Raw genomic sequence first — 19,391 nt, forward strand, 5'->3', positions numbered from 1 at the left:
TCATTTTCAGCATCAACTGCATCTTCCAGCGAAACCGGGAATAGTGTTATTTGTGTCCTGTCTTGTCCTTTAATGTATTTCATGCCTGAAGGTACTAAATACCTGTATTTGTCGCTGTTGATATATGTCTGAGTTTTTAACAAAATATGGTTAGGTTTTTAGACAGTCTGACGGCTGGTGCATGTTGTCGTAGCGGATTTCGGAGAGCGTTCCTGTCCGAAGGACAGGGAACTGCGAAACGAGAATCCGCAGTTGGCGTACCACCGACCCCGCCCTGGAATATGTATATTGTTAGGCATAGTTAATTTATTCAGTACAATCGCCATAAATTGGATAACCATCTTCGTCATATTCTACGTTAAGGGTAATTCTCATGGTATCTTGCAAAATATTTTCATTATTATAAGATGCGCGAGAGTACACATTAAAGTTATTTTGAGAAAACGAGCGCGTAAAAGCTCCTTCAATTATACCGAGATTTTTAAATCCATTAATGCCATTATCATAGCCGTCAAAATATTCAAAGGCATAAAACTTGCTGCCATTATTATAGTTCGATTCTTCGTATATTCGAGTTAAATTATTATTTGAATCAAAATAGAATTTTCTGGTTACAATACAACAATCTCCATTGTAGGTAACACTTTCGTTTAACAGACCATTCTTCGAATAGCTATATTCTGTCGTATCTTTTGAAATACTATCGGTTCTTTTTATTATTCTCTTCGTTTTATCAAGTGTCAATTGAGTTATTTGAGGAGTGTATGGAATATCATCACTATCAATTTTTTTGATTATTTTAACGATATTCTTTTGGTAGACTATCTCGTGATATTCGTTTGTCAAGTTTACGTTTCCAGTAAATCCGTCAACAGGTAAAGGCTGGCCTATTGTATTTTTGTAAATAGCTTTTGAAACCTTTCCATTTTGATATTCAATAAGACAACAATTTAAATCAGTAAGATAACCAGATAGAAATGTGCCTGGGCGCATTGCATAAGCACCATTGAATTCTGTTAATCGAAATACAGGCTCTCCCATATCGTCGTCTGAACAACTGGTTAAAAATATAACAGTTGTGATGAGTGTAACTAAAATTGTATTCTTCATACTCTGTGCTTTGGTTTTTAATTCAACCTAATGTAAAAGTGAGTCTCTGATTTTCATGTATTTATGATTTTGTAAGTTTGCTCATTTTAAATATCCGATTTTACGTTAGCAATAGGACTTAATAAGCTCTGGAAGATTGGATAGATTTGTTTGTTTTCTAATCCGGAAGTGCTTGTGTGGCGAATTATGCCTAACGTTGGTGTATCTATGCTAGCAAATATATTGTATCTATTTTTGGTGCAATTCTTTTCATGGAGTTGGCTAAGAATACTTTTTGGTGAGTCGGTTTGTCCGGAATGTAACATAGGTTTTTGGTTGTTTGTTGATATACAAAAAATTATGGGAGCTAAATTAGGAATTGCCGGTGAAAAAAACAAGAGAAAACGGAATGGAGTATACTGGTTTTAAGGATGTCATGTAAAGCAGGCGGCACGGAGGAGGCTATTCAAGTATATGAACTTCTTTTCACAGCCAAATCGTCAAAGGTGAATTGGCTGTGTTGCAACGAAGAACTGTGGCTTGAAAAACCACTGAACCCCACATTACATATCTTTTTTGTTACGCACTGGCATTAATTGATTTTTATAAATTCTCTAAAGTTATTTTTGTCAATCACTTTGCCTTCTGCATCGTAATTTTCTGTAAACGTTTTGGGTAGTTTTGCATTTTTTTTATTCATCCACTTAAACTCAAATCCAGTTATTTTGCCGCTGTTTTCCTCCACAAAATCAACTTCTTGCTGTTGTTTTGTTCTCCAAAAATATGTGCGGGCCAAACTTTGTTTATATTCTATTTGTTTTATTCGTTCTGAAATAAGAAAATTCTCCCAAAGAGCACCTTTGTCTGTTCTTAAACTTAGTGGGTTAAAATTTCCAATTACCATATTCCTAACACCATTATCATAGAAATAAATTTTTTTATTGGTTTTAATTTCATTTCGAACATTCCGGCTAAAACTGCCGAGTTTAAAAATAATATACCCTTTTTGCAATATGTCAATGTATTTGCTGATTGTATTCTTGTCGACGCTAACTATTTGAGCCAACTCGGAATAGTTAATCTCACTTCCAACTTGAAGTGCGAGGGCTTGTACTAATTTGTCAAGTATCTCTGGTTTTCTTATACTCGAGTATGAAAGAATATCTCTGTATAAATAGCTATTTACCAGGTTTCTTAGAATAGTAATCTCATCACCAGTATTATTTATTACATCAGGATAAAATCCATATAATAATCTATTTTCCAATTGTTGTTCCGAATATAAATACCCATGATGATTTTCATATTCCTCCCAGGATATTGGAAATAGCTTGTATTCCCATTTTCGCCCTGTTAATGGTTCATTAATTTTATTGATCAGGTCAAATGATGAAGAGCCACTTATAAATAATTGAACATCCTTAAATCGGTCTGTTATTATTTTCATTGTCAGACCGATTCCTTCGATTCTTTGCGCTTCATCAATAAATACAAATTTGTATTTTCCTAAGATTGTCCGAATCTCTTCAGTATTTGGTTCAGTCAATAAAGTTCTTGTTTTAGGGTCATCTCCATCAAGAAGCAGATACTCTTTTTTTTCAAGAATTGATTCAATTAAAGTTGTTTTTCCAACCTGTCTTGGTCCAATAACGATTATAGCTTTTCCTGAACCGATTCGTTTTTTAATTGTATCACTCAGATATCTTGCATACATATTTTTTATTTCAAAGATACAACAATTGATGATTTAATTCACCAATAGTTATGTTTTTGTGTGATGTATTGTTCTTTTTCCAAGCTTGTGTCCAACGACATTCTGTCTAATAGGATGTAATACGGGGAGGTGTTGAAAAGAACCAGCTAAAATTCAATCTGCCCTTATTGGCAACATGTTCGCGGTTCAGGCCCTATTGGCCGGGTTAATTCCAGATTTCATTCATCTCTGTCAAAATGATCGGTTTTTTGTTCGTTATAACAATTGTGTGTTCGTGCTGCGCCATATATCCCCCCCTGTTGCCCACTAAAGTCCATCCGTCGTTCAGAGTATCTGCATAAGTGGATGTGGTGGAAATAAACGTTTCTATTGCCACAACGGAGTTTTTCTGAAACCTTCTCTGGTCAAACCTGTTTCTGCAGTTAAGCAATTCATCCGGTTGTTCATGAAGGCTTCTCCCAACGCCGTGTCCGCCAAGGTTTTTTATCACGCTGAATCCCCTCTTTTTTGCCTCGTTTTCCATTAAGTATCCGATATCCGAAATACGAACTCCATCTTTAATACTGTTGATGGCTTTTTTCAAAATGAATTTTGAAGCATTTACTAATTTTTGATGTTTATGAATATCTTCACCCAAAATAAATGAACTGCCATTGTCGGCCCAAAATCCATTTAACTCGGCAGAAACATCGATATTTACTAAATCCCCTTCCTTTAATATCCGTTTGTCTGAAGGAATTCCATGGCAGAATTCATTGTTGACACTAATACATGTCCAGCCCGGGAACCCATAGGTAAGGAACGGCGCTGAGTTTGCCCCAAAGTCAGATAATATCTGTGCTCCATACCTGTCAAGTTCTTTTGTTGTGATACCGGGCCGGGCAAACTTTTTCATTTCTTTTAAGGTAAGGGCAACCGCTTCGCTGGCTTTTTTCATTCCTATCCATTCAAACTCTTCTGTTATCGACATGTTTTTTTATTTATTCAAATTATTTGTGTGCGTTTTCATTTTTAGATTGCCTGATGGATTGGTGGAATGAAACGTTACCTATTTCAAATCACCACACTTTCAGAACACTGGAAACTTTGGCAAAGGTACGAAAATTTCATGTTACCACTTAGCCGGCAATGTCTTATGCCCGCAGGTTAGTGGCTGCCCTTTGCTGTATCAGTGTCAGAACGTATTTTGCCTGACGTTTATCATCATCAAGGCAGTAAAAATAATAATGTCCTGCACAAAATGTATAGTCCATGCAATGGAGAGCCCTTTTGTTTCAATGGTTGCTTTACACAAAATGTAACCTAACACTCCAGACATTAACATGCCGGTGATTCCACCCGGATTTCCAAAATAATGTGGCAGTCCGAAGACTACAGCAGATATAATCAATAGGGTCAATTTAGGATAATGATTAAAAAGTCCGCCAACAATACTAAAACGAAAAATCAACTCTTCGGTCAATGAGTTTGTTAACGAAAACAGCAATATTACAGGAATAAAGCTCCATTGAAAATGGTGGATACTGTTGGTGTGCTTGACCGCTAAAAACATAAATATTCCTGTTGCAATACTTATAAAGAACAGTAATTGAAGGCCATTTACCGTCCATGACGATTTGCCATTTATTCCAAGCCATTTTTCTTTTTCGGCGATAATGCTCAGTTGGCCTGTATTTAGAAACTGTCTGCTTTCGGGGTTTAAAACCAGAATCGCGATGGTTGTTAAAATTCCGACTGTCAAAGCAAAAATCTGGTACTTTGCCATTCCATTCACAAAGCTGTTCGGATGAATTTGCAGGGCGATTTGATTTGTGAAAGTCCCCGAAGTTGCTAACAGAACCGTTGAAATCCCTACAATTAAAAGCGTGTAAAACATTTTCATATCAGATTTATTTTTGCAAAGGTCTGATTGAAAAATGCTTTTTCTGTTACCCTATGATAACTAATGCTTTGTTGTTTGCTCTTTTCTTATTCTGCTTAAACTTTGTGGTGTTACACCCAAATAGGACGCAATATATTTTTGAGGTGTTCGCTGTATAATTTTGGGATGTTTGGTCTGCAGGTAAACGTATCTTTCTGTGGCTGTTTGGGTAAGTATATCTATTTGTTGCTGTTGTTTGTGAACAAAAAGCGCTTCGGAAGCAAAACGGCATATTTTGTCGCCAAACTCCGTGTTGTTGCTCAACTTGTTAAAATTTGTTTTAGATATTCTAAAAAGTTCAGAAGGTTCAAAAGTTACTACTTCAAGCGGCGTCGGTTGTTGGTTCAGGAACGACATATAGTCTCCAAAAAATTCTCCTTCATAGCATAAGTCAATACACACAAAGTTGTTATTGTTCCAAAGTAAAATTCCACCGCTTCCTTTCAGTATGAAGCTCAGATATTTTTCCGTTGTTCCTGTGCTTTTCAGGATTTCGTCTTTTTCCGTTGTTATAATTTCACCCAGGTTGGTAAATGATTTCCACGCTTCAAGCGGGACATTGAAATAAGGGTCAAAAGCTTGTTTTATTTTTTCTTCGGTTCTCATATTCTTATGTGTCAAAAGTCAGTCAGTGAATGGTTGTTCCAAAGTCTGTCCGGAAATTAGCGGTTGATGTATCATCAAGTTCCATTTTACCATTTGTTTCTGACAGGTTTTTCCAGTCGATACCTGATGAACCGTTCATTTTCAATCTCAAATTCTTTATCCTCCTTAAATCCGAGGCGCAATAATCCCTTAGTTCGTGTTCTTGTGGGGGGAAACAGCACGGTAATTGAAGTCAGGCCCATTTCTCCAAAGGCCCTACGTATAATCTCTTTGTACAAAACTTTGCCTATACCCCAGTAATCCGGATGTAGTACCAATGCGAGGTCTGCCTCACCGTTCTCCGGCTGTAATCCACCCCAGCCAACAAACTTATCATTTATGGTAAATGCCCACGGGCCGTAGCCATGTTCGGCCCAAAGTTGTTCTTTGGCAACGATAAATTTATCACAAACGAGTTCATTAAAGTCGCCTTTCAATAAGGGCATTTGGCGCCTCACCAACGGATTGTTCATTAATTCAATAATGTCTGATTTTTTAATTTCCGCCAGTTTCTTAAATTCAATATCCATTTTTTTATTCAACTGTGATTTGTTTCTCTAAAATATTATCAGGAGCCCGGATGCTATCAACCTGAATTAAAAAAAATTGTAATTTGATAAAGAGGTGCCTTCACATGAAGATAAAATATTTAGTAATATGAAAGAACTAAAGCAAATTACTCGTGTATTAATTGGTTTCATTGTGCAATTCTCTTATATATTATATCTGCCTGGCAATAAGATGTTATATTTTAATAATGGTTGCTTTGCAATTTACATTTTGTTACCTATAGTTTTTACTGTTTAATAATACCTGCCCGATTCTATCTGTAATCATTCTGATTTTACGGATAACGATTTGAATAAAGACCTGTCTTTAGTAATGCTTTATTATCATTTAATCATCTTCTTGTCCATTATTCGTTCCACTTCTTTCAATAATAGAGGGAAAGCCGGTTCGGTCATTCCATGTCCATATCCGTCCAGTTCATAGAGGCGGGTATCTTTATGGCCCGCTACTTTCATCATTCGCATCATATAAGCATTTTCTTCATACCTGCCTAACAGTTCTAATTCCCTGTCTCCTGTGATAAGTAAAACCGGAGGAGCATCTTTCCTTACATGATAAAGAGGAGCCAGTTCATCAATTACGGGTTGCTTTCCATCAATCCCCCTTTCTTCCCTTACTGTGAAATGTGTAATGGTGTGGCCACTGAATGGAATCAACCCCGCAATCCTATTCGCATCTATGTTATATTGGGAAAGCCATTTTTTATCCAATCCGACCATACTGACAAGATAACCGCCGGCAGAATGGCCGGAAAGAAATATCAAAGAAGAATCTCCACCAAAGCTTTCAATGTGATTAAAAACCCAGGCTACAGATGCCGCTGCATCCTCAATATACTTTGGCGCTCCTATTTGGGGAAATAAACGATAGTTTACGCTCACAACAGCGACTCCCTTGTCTTTTAACGCTTGGGGAATTGCCTTGTTCCCGGCTTTTAATCCGCCTCCATGAAACCAAATTATTGTTGCATATCCTTTTAGATTCTTTGGGTAATATACATCTAACACACACCGCTCGTTGATGTATTCGTCGGATTGATTAATGGAGTCATTATAATAATGAATATCCTGCTGAATGATGTATTGCGTTTCCTGAGCATGAGCAACAAAGAACATTGATATGATGGCGATAGAGCATATAATTTTTCTCATTTTTATTCTTTTTTATTAATGGTAACGGTTTTAAAATTTTTTTCTGACAGATTTTCGGCGAGCACTCATATCCGTGCTCCCTGAACCGCCGAGTCAGAATCTTCGGATGGCGTACCACCAACCCTGCTTTGTAATATGTGACTTTGTTGAGTGCTGACTATTCATTCATATATCGAATAATAAATTTCAAGTTTTGGCCTTTTTTGATGTTCTTCAATATCACTTGTGGCAAAAAACATTCTTCTTCTTAAACCGTCCTCATTTTTTAACCGAAGCATCAATCCATGTGATTCGTCTATGTTATTATAAATATCCTTAACTAGACATGTTATATTGATTGAAACATAGTTTTGCATTGTACGATCACTTTTGGGTATCAATACCTGGTTCAATTCTGTAGTTTGTGGTTGTGTATTCCATGTTATTAAATCTTCATCCCATTCTTCGATAACCCTTTGTAAGTAACATTCATTTGAACCGTCTATTGTATCATGGCCAAAGCCATGTCCAATATTTCCGTGCGCATATAATGATAATTTTATACTGTCAATAATTGCTTTTGCCGGAATGGTATCGAAATTAAAGTCAATGAAACTCCTAACAATATATGGAGTTCCTCCTGATGTCCATGAAATAGCTGCTAACTCCTCTGAATTGCCCCAATTTTTATTGCGGTAATCTTCAAATGGATAATCTTCTATAAAGGCATCCTTACCTTTAACTGAATTTGGTTGTAAGGTTACCACATGGGATACTAATAGTGGACAGTCACAATCCTTTTTACAGGAATCCATAAAAATTAGTACTATCGGTATTAGTAAGGCGAGTACTTTTTTCATAACATTTATTTTAGATTAACAATAATATTTTGGTTTTTATTTTGCATCTACTTAACACCTACCTATCCTCACCGATACCCAAATATCTCCTGAAGCTAAAATTGTGTGCCTTTTCTTCGCTATGGAATTGACTGAATAATTTTTCTGCGGATCGGTCTGTTCGGAATGTAACATAGGTTTTTGGTCGTTTGTTGATATACAAAAAATTACGGGAACTAAATTAGGAATTGTCACCGAAAAAAACAAGCGAAAACAGAATGAAATGTTCTGGGTTTATGAAGGCCATGTAAAAAGGCTGTGGTGGATTGACAATCTATTCCGGCGAAGGAACAACCGGAGGCTAAAATCCAATTCGGAATTTAATGGAAGGGAAGCTCCCGCTTTCCGTTTAAAATCTCTATTTTTGTGGCTTCGTAAAATGGCAAAGCATTTTTTATCATGAAGATATCGTACAACTGGTTAAAAGACTACATCAATTTGGATGAATCGCCCGAAGAAGTGGCAAAAATTCTCACTCAAACCGGACTGGAGGTGGCTGGCGTGGAAGAGGTAGAAACTGTAAAAGGCGGAATGGATGGATTGGTTTTGGGGAAGGTGGTTACTTGTGAAAAACATCCCAACTCAGAGCATCTGAGCAAAACCACGGTGGACATTGGCACGGGCGAATTGCTGAATATTGTTTGCGGGGCGCCCAACGTGGCTGCCGGACAAAAAGTGGTGGTGGCGCCGGTTGGAACGACACTTTATATGGGGGAGCAGGAACTCACCCTGAAAAAAATGAAAATACGCGGCGAGGTTTCCGAAGGTATGATTTGCGCTGAGGATGAAATTGGTATGGGTACGAGCCATGAGGGAATTATTGTGCTGCCTGAATCGGTGGAAATTGGTTTGCCCGCCAAAGAATATTTCAACATCAAATCGGATTGGGTTATCGAAATCGATCTTACACCCAACCGCATCGACGGTGGTTCGCATATTGGTGTGGCCCGCGATTTAGCCGCCTTCCTTAACCAGACAAAATCAACGGAATATAAACGCATTCCGGTGGATCATTTTAAAACCGACAACCACCATCTTGAAATTCCGGTGGAAATTAAGAACCCGGAGGCCTGTCCAAGGTATTCGGGGGTAACTATTTCGGGGATAACAGTAGGAGAGTCGCCCGACTGGTTGAAAAACCGGTTGAAAGCCATTGGTCATACACCTATCAACAATGTGGTGGATATTACCAATTACGTGCTGTTTGAAACCGGCCAGCCGTTGCATGCTTTCGACGCAGATGAAATCTCAGGCGGAAAGGTAGTGGTGCAAACGTTACCTTCCGGGACAAAATTTACCACACTGGATGAAGTGGAGCGCGAACTGCACGGGGATGACCTGATGATTTGCAATGTTAGCGAAGGAATGTGTATTGGCGGTGTGTTTGGCGGTATCAAGTCGGGAGTAAAGGAAAGCACCCAAAATGTGTTCCTGGAAAGTGCCTGGTTCGATCCGGTTTTCATTCGTAAAACCGCACGCCGTCACGGACTAAACACCGATGCCTCTTTTCGTTTTGAACGCGGCACAGATCCCAACGGAGTAATTTATGCCCTGAAGCGGGCAGCCCTGCTCATAAAGGAAATTGCCGGAGGAACTATTTCTTCGGAAATAGTAGATGTGTACCCAAAGCCGGCAGAACACTTTAACGTTCAGGTAAACTATCAAAATATTACCCGTCTGATAGGAAAAGAGTTGGGAAAAGAAACCATTAAAAACATTCTCACATCGCTGGAAATAGAAATTGAAAACGAAACCGAAGACGGATTGTCGCTCCGGGTTCCGCCTTACCGAGTGGATGTGCAGCGTGAAGCAGATGTGGTGGAGGATATCCTGCGTATTTATGGTTACAACAACGTGGAAATTCCGGCATTAGTGAAGTCATCGTTGCAGTATGCCCCGCAACCCGACCCCGATGAAATACGGAACCTTGTGGCTGAAATGCTTACTGCGCAGGGATTCAATGAAATCTGGTCGAATTCCCTTACCAAGGCGGATTATTATGAGGGATTGGAACAATACAAAGAGGAACAAACCGTAAACCTGCTGAATCCACTCAGCGCCGACCTGAACGGCATGCGCCAGACGCTGCTTTTTGGAGGGTTGGAGTGTGTCGCCTACAATGCCAATCGCCAGAATAAAGATTTAAAACTCTATGAATTCGGTAACTGTTACTTTTTAAAAGGAACGGAGCAGAAAGAAGACCCGGTGAGCAATTACCGTGAGGAAGAGCACCTCGGACTGTTTATTACCGGGGCCAAAATAACTGAAAACTGGACAGGAGTGCAGCAGCCTACCTCTTTTTTTCAGTTGAAATCCGTTGCCGAAAATATCCTGAAGCGAATGGGTTTTACCATTAGTATGCTGAAGGTTTCAGAAAGTCAGAATGAATTGTTTTCGGAAGGACTAACTTATATCGAAAACAATAAAATAGTGCTGGAACTGGGCATTGTGTCGAAAAAGTTTCAGAAAAAGTTTGAAATCAGTCAGGTGGTTTATTATGCTGATTTCAATTGGGAAGCCGTATTGATGCGGCTGGCCAAACATAAAGTGGCATTCCGGGAGTTGCCCAAATTTCCTTTGGTGCGCCGTGATTTGGCGCTGCTCATCGACAAGCAGGTAAAGTTTCAGCAGATTGAGGAGACGGCCTTTAAAACCGAGCGAAAAATCCTTCGCGAAGTGGGTCTTTTTGATGTGTATGAAGGAAAAGGCGTTCCCGAAGGGAAAAAGTCGTATGCGGTTAGTTTTATTCTGCGGGATGATTCACGTACGCTAAATGATAAACAAATAGATAAGACCATGCAAAAAATGGTTGCAGCCTTTGAACGGGAGTTGGGGGCTGAATTGCGCAAATAATGTACACATGTCGAATCAAACAAAAGGAATCATTTATGCGGCTGTTACCGCATTTTTCTGGGGCTTTCTGGCTATTGCCTTAAAGGTAGCAGTGCGCGAGGTCGATCCTCAAACCGTTGTCTGGTTCCGTTTTTTTGTGGCATTTATTCTCCTGTTGGGCTGGCAGCTTTACAATAAGCCCGCATCTTTGAAAATTCTGGTTAAACCTCCGTTGATGCTTATTATTGCGGCCATCGGACTTTCGTGGAATTATTTAGGATTTATGCTGGGTATTCATTACACTACCCCCAGCAATGCCCAGCTTTTTATCCAGTTTGGCCCGATTACCCTTGCCCTGGCCGGCTTTTTCATTTTTAAAGAACGGCTCACGCGGTTTCAAATGGCCGGCTTTTTTATTGCATTAGTTGGTTTTGCTTTTTTTTATAACGATCAGCTCCGGGCTTTTTTCGAAGGAAAAGAACAGTATAATATCGGAGTCCTGTTTACCCTCAGTGGCGCCCTGGCCTGGGCACTTTACGCGGTGATGCAGAAAAAACTGGTTGTCAGGTATTCTGCTCCCATGCTTAACCTGTTTCTTTTTGGGTTTCCCACGCTGGTTTACCTGCCGGTAATTGATCTGACACCGGTGTTTCAGTTGCATTGGACCTGGTGGCTGCTCCTGGTTTTTCTTGGTGTTAATACGCTGGTTGCTTACAGTTGCCTTGCCCAGGCGCTGCGCTTTATTGAAGCCAGTAAGGTGAGTGTTATCATTTTTATAAATCCGATTATAACGTTTACCACCATGGCAATTTTAACCTGGTTGCAGGTGGATTGGGTTTCGCACGAAAGGTTTTCACTGGTGACCATTCTGGGGGCATCGCTTGTTATTTCCGGCGCCCTGCTGGTCGTTCGAAAAGCAAAGAAAACAAAGGCTAATTCTCCAGAGACTTTTCAGGAATAACAATCATGAAAATAATGGTAACCGGCTTTCCGAGAGATTAATAGGGGGTATATGACACCTGTCGGAGATTTTGCTCGCGAAAATTATTAGGAAAATTCCAGTGAATGTCTCTAAAATCAGGTCGTGTCGTGTGTTTAGTCCCTTTTTGCCGATGTTTGATTCCGTGTGTTATTCTTCTTCGTCGGAGTCCAGAAATTCTTCGTTTTCAAATTCTTTTTCCAGAAATTCTTCGGCTTCCTCTACCAGTTGTGCAATAAGGTTTTCATCATCGGGTTCATCATCAATCCAGTGGATTTCCTGGTTGCTTTCAAAATCATCGATGTCAGCTTCAATAATAAAACGAGGAATTTCGGTATGCACCACAAAAATGGTTTCGGGTGTTTCCAGCGAGTTATCAGCTAATAAAAATCTGGGCAACATGATGCTTACTTTTAAAATTATGTTGCTAATTTATGAAATAGATTGCTATTTTTAGCGGAAATTAAAAAAAATGAACCTAGAATGAATGAATTAAACAATTTTCTTTCTCTTATTGACGGTTATATTGGCGGATCGCAGTGGTTCGTTTTTTTACTTTTAGGCACCGGCCTTTTTTTTACCATATATTTGAAATTCCCTCAGTTTCGTTATTTACATCACTCAATTCGTATTGTTCGCGGAAAGTTTGATCGGCAGGGTGATCAGGGGGATACTTCTCACTTTCAGGCGCTTACTACTGCACTTTCAGGAACGGTTGGCACAGGGAATATCGCCGGGGTAGCGCTGGCCATTCACCTCGGTGGCCCGGCTGCGTTGTTTTGGATGCTTGTTACGGCTGCACTGGGCATGACGACCAAGTTTGTAGAAGTAACGCTTTCGCATAAATACCGCGAGCAAGTGGAAGACGGGAGTATTGCAGGGGGCCCCATGTACTACATGCATAAACGGCTGAATATTCGTCTGAAAAATAAAAAGGTACTGAAAACAGGGCAAGTGTTGGGCGTTATTTTCGCTGTTGCTACCATTTTCTCTTCCTTCGGCACCGGAAACCTTCCCCAGATTAATAGTATTTCCAATTCTATGTTCGAAACATTTGGGTTGAACCGAATGCTGACAGGGGCCGTTTTGGCAGTATTACTGGCCTTGGTAATTCTGGGAGGAATTAAGCGGATTGCAAAAGTAACATCGCGCCTGGTACCTATTATGGCCATCATTTATTTTTTAGGAGCCATGGCAGTTATTGTTTATAATTATGAAAACATTCTTCCTTCCATTGGAGCCATTGTGGGTGATGTATTTTCCGGAACGGCTGCTGTCGGAGGGTTTTTGGGCGGCAGTATTGCTTTTGCATTTAACCGGGGAGTAAACCGCGGATTATTTTCGAACGAAGCAGGGCAGGGGTCAGCGCCTATTGCCCACGCGGCAGCACGCGCTCATGAGCCTGTTTCCGAAGGATTGGTTGCCTTGCTCGAACCGTTTATTGATACCATAATTATTTGTACGCTCACCGGGTTGGTGTTGCTGTCGTCCGGTGTGTGGAAAGAAAAGTTTCCCAACCAGTTTCAGGAAACTGATTTAATGGTGCTGGAAGGACAGTATTCAGAATCGAATCCTGATGAACGTAAACAACTCTATCAATTCCTGTCAGGGGATATTGACCTGCCCTTGTTTTCCGGCAGCCTGAATGTTTCTGAAGGGCAAATCCGGAATCAGCCAACCATTCTTCATGCCCGTTCGGTGGCCGAAAGTGTACAGGTATGGTTTAATAATCAGCCCTACACGGGAACTTTAACCTTTAAGGGCGGTAACCTGGTAACCCAGCCGGGACTAACCCTCACTGGTAATTCATTGATGCACAGTGCTCCTCTGACGACTGTTGCCTTCACGCGTAGTTGGCTGGGCGATTATGGAAAATACATTGTAGCCCTCGGGCTGTTGCTTTTTGCCTTTTCTACGGCTATCAGCTGGTCGTACTATGGAGGCAGGGCTGTTACCTACCTTTTTGGAAGTAAGGGGGTTATCTATTATCGTTTTGTGTATGTTATAGGTTTTTTCTTCGCCTCATTTGTTGACACTACCATTGTGTGGACTCTCTCGGGGATTACAATTGCCCTGATGACCATTCCCAACCTGGTTGGCATCCTCTCACTGCATAAAGAAATGAAAACCGAAGTGCAACTGTTCTGGAAAGAATGGTATGAACATTTTCCGGGGAAGAAAACACCTAAGATGTAGGGAGTGTAGCAGGCTAAGGGTGTCGGTAACCCGTTTTTTGCTGGTGTTGATTTATAAAATGAACCTGGGTTGTAAAACCAAACTACATCACCGTTCTCGCACAAGCGAAACTTTCCCTGCTTGCTTGCCCTTCAAGGATGGTTTTGTATGCCTTTTCTTACTGGAGGCGAATGGCACACGATGAATAAACACCCTTTTTATTCTACCCGAATAATACCACTTTCAAATCAAAAATTGAAACAGATCCGGCTTTTCATTGAGGTACTCATAAACAAACCCGTTTTCTTTCATGCGCTGGACTAAACCGTTAAAATCTTCCTTTTGCTGAACCTCAATGCCGATAACAGCCGGTCCTTTTTCCCGGTTGGTTTTTTTTGAATATTCAAAGTGGGTTATGTCGTCGGTTGGCCCCAGCACCAAATCAACAAAATCGCGGAGCGCTCCTGCCCGTTGAGGAAACCTCACAATAAAGTAATGCTTAAGTCCTTCGTAAAGAAGTGAGCGTTCCTTGATTTCCTCCATGCGGGTAATGTCGTTGTTACTGCCGCTGACAATACATACCACGTTTTTACCTGCCAGCTTTTCCCTGAACAGATCCAGAGCAGCGATGGAGAGCGCACCTGCAGGCTCCATCACTATGGCATCGTGGTTGTATAATTCAAGTATTTTGGTGCAGATTCTTCCTTCCGGAATGGTGACCATCTGGTCGATTACTTTTTGGCAAACAGCAAAAGATATTTCTCCAACCTTTTTTACGGCTGCTCCGTCAACGAACTTGTCTATTTCAGGGAGTTCTACTACTTTACCGGCTTCCAGCGATTTTTGCATGGAGGGTGCTCCGGCAGGCTCCACGCCAATAATTTTGGTTTGCGGGCTTACCTGCTTGAAATAAGCTCCCAGACCGGCAGCCAGACCGCCACCTCCTACGGGCACAAACAGGTAGTCAACCGGCTCTTTAATGTCTTGTAATATTTCCAGTGCCACGGTGGCCTGCCCTTCGATAATTTGTGGGTCGTCGAACGGATGAATAAAAGCCATTCCGGTTTGGCGGCAATCGTTGAGCGCAGCCAGCTCCGCAGCATCGTAAGTGTCTCCGGTCAAAATAACTTCAACGTTTTCTTTGCCAAACATTTCAACTTGCCTGATTTTTTGCCGGGGAGTAGTAGCCGGCATATAAATTTTACCCCGAATGCCTAACTGCCGGCAGGAGAAAGCCACTCCCTGTGCATGATTCCCGGCGCTGGCACAAACCACTCCTTTTTGTAATTCTTCTTTTGTTAATTGCGCAATTTTGTTAAATGCCCCTCGTATTTTGTAAGAGCGAACTGCCTGCAAGTCTTCCCTTTTTAGCAAAATATTTGCTTCAAACTCTTCCGAAAGATTCAGATTTTTTTGTAATGGTGTATGTTTGGTAATGTGGTTTATCCTGATGTTGGCACGGGTTATATCTCCCAGCTTTGGGAAGTACTTTTCTGTTTCACTCATTTTTTATTGTTTTGGACAAAGATAAGGATTCTCATTGTTGAGCGTTGGCAGAAACCGGTAAGATAACATAAAAAGTGCTGCCTTTTCCAGGTTCACTCTCCACATGAATGGTACCCCCGTTTCGCTCTGTAAAGTCTTTACACAGGATCAGGCCCAGTCCGTTTCCTTTCTCTTTTTTTGTCCCGTAGGTAGATGTTTTTTCTTCTTCTTTGAACAGGTTTTTGATGATGGAAGGTTCCATTCCTACACCACTGTCTGTTACTGCAATTTTTACCTGGTTTTTTTCTTTTTTTGCTGAAACAGAAACATCCCCTCCCTCTTCTGTAAATTTAATAGCATTTGAAATCAGGTTGCGCAGGATAGAATTCAGCGTGGATTTATCGGCCCAAACAGTTAATCCACTTGGGATATTTTGCTCCAGTTGAATGTTTTTTTGAAAAGCATTTTCTGCTAAAAGGTCGAAGTTTTCATGTACCAGAGACTGAAGGTTTAATCCGGCCGGTGAAAATTTAATCTGACCCTGTTGCATTTGGGCCCATTCCAGCAGGTTTTCCAAAAGAAGGTACGTTTGTTTGGTAGATGACCAGATTGATCCGCTGCAATTTTTTATTTCGGCCTGGCTCATCTGGTCTGTCTCCCTGTACATTATTTCACTAAGACCGAGTACTCCGTTCAGGGGACTTCTCAAATCATGCGCAATAACAGAAAAAAATTTGTCGCGCATTTTGATTAACATCTGTTGTTTCGCTGATTGTTCCTTTAGCTCTCTGTTTTTTATCTCCAGCTGTTTCGTCTGTTCTGCAATGGTAATCGATTGTTTCATCTTCGAGCGGAAAAGGTTCCACATAACAATCGATAAAATCCCCACAACGATCAATGTTGTTAGATTATACGATATATTTGAGAGTAAAACAGACTGATCGGCCTGTACTTTTGGCAGGAACAGGGATAAAAGTAAAAATCCTGCACTGAAATTAAGCAGGGCCCAAACAGGCCTGACCAGAAAGAATACGGAAAGAACAATACAAATAATCAGAAACGGGTTAATACTCGTTGTTACCAATTGATCGATGATTGTAATCCAGACAGCAATCAGGATGCCCAAAGAATAGAAAAAATGAAAAAGCCACTGCATTGTTTTTTTGTTCGGGATTGACTTTCGCTTATGATTTATGCCAATAAAGCCGATTACCAGCAGGATAAGTACTATAATGCTACGCGAAAAAATGATCCCTAATCGCCATGTATAGTCATTCGAACTGGTTTCAGAGAGGTTGATGGAAAAGAATACAATATGAATGATTGCTGCCGGAATTCCTACACCTGCCAGGTAAATTAGCCGCTCCACATTTTGTTTCAGAATCTCTTCATTAATCAATTGAAGTGTGTGAGCAGGTTCTTTCCTGGTAATGAATGAAAAAAATTTCACCATGTTTGAATTATTAGTTGGTCTATCTTGTCAAATGTACAAATCAAAAGCAGTGTAACTTTAAAACTGGCAAACAACCCTAAAGGTTTAGTAGTATTCGATGTTTTTTCAAAAAAAGTTTGGGGAAAGAGTATTATTCAGTTGATTAAGAGGAATGAAAAAAAACCGTTCCTAACTAAGTGAGAACGGTTTTTTTTCAGGACTGGCAATTTTCTAATTACCAAAAGAGAGATAGTTAAAAACCGCAATTCCTAATTTTTTTCAATCCAATGTGCAATCCAGTCGCCTACCTGTGACGTTTTATAGGCCTGTCCGGAAGCAATGTCTTCTGTTACAAAACCTTCGGCCAAAGAAGCTGCGACGGCATCCCGAATGGTTTTTCCCGCTTCCGGTAGATTCAGGGAGTACTCAAACATCATGGCAGCGGAAAGGATGGTCGCAATGGGATTGGCAATGTCTTTCCCGGCGGCCTGTGGATAGGAACCATGAATGGGTTCGAATACCGAGGTGTGGATTCCAATAGAAGCGGACGGCAATAAACCGAGCGATCCTGTAATTACGCTGGCTTCGTCGGTGAGGATATCGCCGAACATGTTTTCGGTAACTACTACGTCGAACTTTTTGGGCCACTGAATAATTTGCATTGCTGCGTTATCAACAAGCATGTGATCCACCTCAATGTCCGGGTAGTCTTTCTCCATTTCCTGGATTGTTTCCCTCCACAATCGCGATGTGGCCAGCACATTTGCTTTATCAATTGCAGTGAGTTTTTTCCTGCGCTTTGCTGCAAAACTAAAAGCAAGTTTGGCTACGCGTTCAATTTCTTCTTTTGAATAGACATTGGTATCAAAGGCTTTTGTTCCGTTTTCGGTTCGGCCCCTTAATTCACCATAGTAAATTCCCCCTGTTAATTCACGAATAATCATAAAGTCAGCGCCTTCAATCAATTCTGGCCTTAACGGAGATTTATTGATTAATGACTCAAATGTACTTACCGGCCTTATATTGGCATACAGTTGCAGTTTTTTACGCATCTCCAGCAAGCCCTGTTCGGGCCGTACTTTTGCTGCAGGGTTATTGTCATATTTTGGGTCGCCAATGGCTCCAAACAATACTGCATCAGAGTTCAGACAAATATTGTGTGTCTCTTCCGGATATGGGTCACCGACCTTATCAATTGCTGCGGCACCAACAATCCCAAACTCAAAACTAAATTGGTGATTAAACTTATTACCGATGGCATGAATAACTTTCTCTGCCTGTTCAACTATTTCCGGGCCAATTCCGTCGCCCGGTAATTTTGCAATTTTAAATTTCATTTTAACATTAATAATTATACTCTTTCTGCTACTAAATCTCCTACTTCCGTGGTGGAGTACCCCATTCTTCCGGCTCCCATATCTTTCAGTTTATTGGCCGTTACATCCATTATCGCTGCTTCAATCGCAAGGGCTGCTTCTTCTTCTCCCAAATGATCAAGCATCATCGCACCAGATGCAATAGCTGCCAGCGGATTGATAACATTTTTGCCTGTATATTTCGGAGCAGAACCTCCGATGGGCTCAAACATGGATACACCTTCCGGATTAATATTTCCTCCGGCGGCAATACCCATACCACCTTGCGTAATAGCACCAAGGTCTGTTATTATGTCTCCAAACATATTGCCTGTTACAATAACATCAAACCATTCCGGGTTTTTAACCATCCACATACATGTGGCATCCACATGGTAATAATCACGGTTTATTTCCGGGTAATCCTTTGCGCCAAGTTCATGGAAAGCTCTTTCCCATAAATCATAGACATACGTTAATACATTCGTTTTACCGCAAAGAGCCAGGGTATTTTTTCTATTGCGTTTTTTGGTGTAGTCAAAAGCAAATTTCAAACACCTTTCAACCTGTTTGCGGTTGTAAACCATACTTTGTATGGCTACTTCATCCGGAGTCCCTTTCATGGTAAAACCTCCGGTACCGGTATATAAACCACCGGTATTTTCGCGTACCACTACATAGTCAATATGTTCTGGTCCCTTATCTTTCAGGGGGGTTGGAACTCCCGGGTAGAGTTTTACAGGCCGTAAATTGATGTACTGATCAAGCTCGAAACGAAGTCTGAGTAGAATGCCTTTTTCAAGAATACCTGGTTTTACGTCAGGATGGCCAATGGCGCCAAGAAAAATGGAATCGAATTTACTCAACTGGTCTGATGCTGTATCGGGAAGTACCTCTCCCGTTCTCAGGTAGCGGTCGCCACCAAAATCAAACTCTTCATAATTTAATTTGAACCCAAATTTTTGGGCGGCTGCTGATAAAACTTTTTTTCCTTCAATAACTACTTCCGGTCCTGTTCCATCGCCAGGTAGTACTGCAATGTTGTATGATTTGCTCATTGATTATAAGATTTAATTTGATATTTGAATTTTTTCTTGAGTCGCAATGATAACATAAATAATTTATATTCAACTATTAGACCTTGATTTTTCTGAATATTAAACAT

The 19,391-nt window shown here is 40.5% G+C and carries 16 protein-coding genes; 3 read left to right on the top strand and 13 right to left on the bottom strand.

Translation table 11 applies throughout. The annotated features are described in order from the left end of the window. Positions 1-306: 306 nt before the first annotated feature. From D1164_RS22530 to D1164_RS22570, 8 genes are all read right to left on the bottom strand, one after another. Positions 307-1,110 carry a hypothetical protein gene (locus D1164_RS22530; protein WP_119352172.1) on the bottom strand — a complete coding sequence of 268 codons (804 nt, stop codon included), beginning with the start codon at positions 1,108-1,110 and terminating at the stop codon, positions 307-309. 571 nt (positions 1,111-1,681) lie between these two features. After that, entirely contained in the window at positions 1,682-2,803 is a 1,122-nt protein-coding gene (locus D1164_RS22540) for an ATP-binding protein (protein WP_119352174.1), read from the bottom strand. A gap of 205 nt (positions 2,804-3,008) precedes the next feature. Further along, complete coding sequence (map, locus tag D1164_RS22545; RefSeq protein WP_119352175.1) at positions 3,009-3,773, bottom strand: type I methionyl aminopeptidase; 765 nt, start codon at positions 3,771-3,773, stop codon at positions 3,009-3,011. A gap of 204 nt (positions 3,774-3,977) precedes the next feature. Then, on the bottom strand, positions 3,978-4,685 hold the full coding sequence (locus tag D1164_RS22550) for a CPBP family intramembrane glutamic endopeptidase (protein ID WP_119352176.1): 708 nt from the start codon (positions 4,683-4,685) through the stop codon (positions 3,978-3,980). Positions 4,686-4,745: 60 nt separating this feature from the next. Beyond that, on the bottom strand, positions 4,746-5,330 hold the full coding sequence (locus D1164_RS22555) for a Crp/Fnr family transcriptional regulator (protein WP_119352177.1): 585 nt from the start codon (positions 5,328-5,330) through the stop codon (positions 4,746-4,748). Positions 5,331-5,416: 86 nt separating this feature from the next. Beyond that, a complete protein-coding gene (locus tag D1164_RS22560; protein ID WP_119352178.1) occupies positions 5,417-5,899 on the bottom strand; it encodes a GNAT family N-acetyltransferase in 483 nt (160 codons plus the stop codon). Positions 5,900-6,262: 363 nt separating this feature from the next. Then, positions 6,263-7,090 carry an alpha/beta hydrolase gene (locus D1164_RS22565; protein WP_119352179.1) on the bottom strand — a complete coding sequence of 276 codons (828 nt, stop codon included), beginning with the start codon at positions 7,088-7,090 and terminating at the stop codon, positions 6,263-6,265. 161 nt (positions 7,091-7,251) lie between these two features. Beyond that, on the bottom strand, positions 7,252-7,929 hold the full coding sequence (locus D1164_RS22570) for a DNRLRE domain-containing protein (RefSeq protein WP_119352180.1): 678 nt from the start codon (positions 7,927-7,929) through the stop codon (positions 7,252-7,254). Between the two features lie 438 nt (positions 7,930-8,367). Between D1164_RS22570 and pheT the strand changes: the two genes are divergently transcribed. After that, positions 8,368-10,821, top strand: coding sequence for a phenylalanine--tRNA ligase subunit beta (gene pheT / locus D1164_RS22580; protein ID WP_119352182.1), 2,454 nt, complete (start codon positions 8,368-8,370; stop codon positions 10,819-10,821). 7 nt (positions 10,822-10,828) lie between these two features. Further along, positions 10,829-11,761 (top strand): DMT family transporter, encoded by a 933-nt coding sequence (locus D1164_RS22585; protein ID WP_119352183.1) that lies wholly within the window; start codon positions 10,829-10,831, stop codon positions 11,759-11,761. Between the two features lie 168 nt (positions 11,762-11,929). Here the strand turns inward: D1164_RS22585 and D1164_RS22590 are convergent, their stop codons facing one another. Next, positions 11,930-12,181 (bottom strand): hypothetical protein, encoded by a 252-nt coding sequence (locus D1164_RS22590; RefSeq protein WP_206611094.1) that lies wholly within the window; start codon positions 12,179-12,181, stop codon positions 11,930-11,932. Between the two features lie 81 nt (positions 12,182-12,262). Here D1164_RS22590 and D1164_RS22595 point away from each other — a divergent pair, with 81 nt between their 5' ends. Further along, positions 12,263-13,975, top strand: coding sequence for an alanine/glycine:cation symporter family protein (locus tag D1164_RS22595; RefSeq protein ID WP_119352185.1), 1,713 nt, complete (start codon positions 12,263-12,265; stop codon positions 13,973-13,975). 222 nt (positions 13,976-14,197) lie between these two features. Here D1164_RS22595 and ilvA read toward each other — a convergent pair whose 3' ends face one another. The 4 genes from ilvA to D1164_RS22615 all read right to left on the bottom strand — a co-directional run bounded on the left by ilvA (position 14,198) and on the right by D1164_RS22615 (position 19,284). After that, the gene (gene ilvA / locus D1164_RS22600; protein ID WP_119352186.1) at positions 14,198-15,460 is read right to left on the bottom strand and encodes a threonine ammonia-lyase; all 1,263 of its coding nucleotides are present in this window, start codon (positions 15,458-15,460) and stop codon (positions 14,198-14,200) included. 31 nt (positions 15,461-15,491) lie between these two features. Continuing rightward, on the bottom strand, positions 15,492-16,892 hold the full coding sequence (locus D1164_RS22605) for an ATP-binding protein (RefSeq protein ID WP_119352187.1): 1,401 nt from the start codon (positions 16,890-16,892) through the stop codon (positions 15,492-15,494). Between the two features lie 248 nt (positions 16,893-17,140). Further along, positions 17,141-18,208, bottom strand: a complete 1,068-nt coding sequence (leuB, locus tag D1164_RS22610; protein ID WP_119352188.1) for a 3-isopropylmalate dehydrogenase — start codon at positions 18,206-18,208, stop codon at positions 17,141-17,143. 14 nt (positions 18,209-18,222) lie between these two features. Further along, on the bottom strand, positions 18,223-19,284 hold the full coding sequence (locus D1164_RS22615) for a 3-isopropylmalate dehydrogenase (protein ID WP_119352189.1): 1,062 nt from the start codon (positions 19,282-19,284) through the stop codon (positions 18,223-18,225). Positions 19,285-19,391: the final 107 nt, after the last annotated feature.

Origin of the sequence: Mariniphaga sediminis, assembly GCF_003573545.1 — a bacterium.
GTDB classification, from domain to species: domain Bacteria; phylum Bacteroidota; class Bacteroidia; order Bacteroidales; family Prolixibacteraceae; genus Mariniphaga; species Mariniphaga sediminis.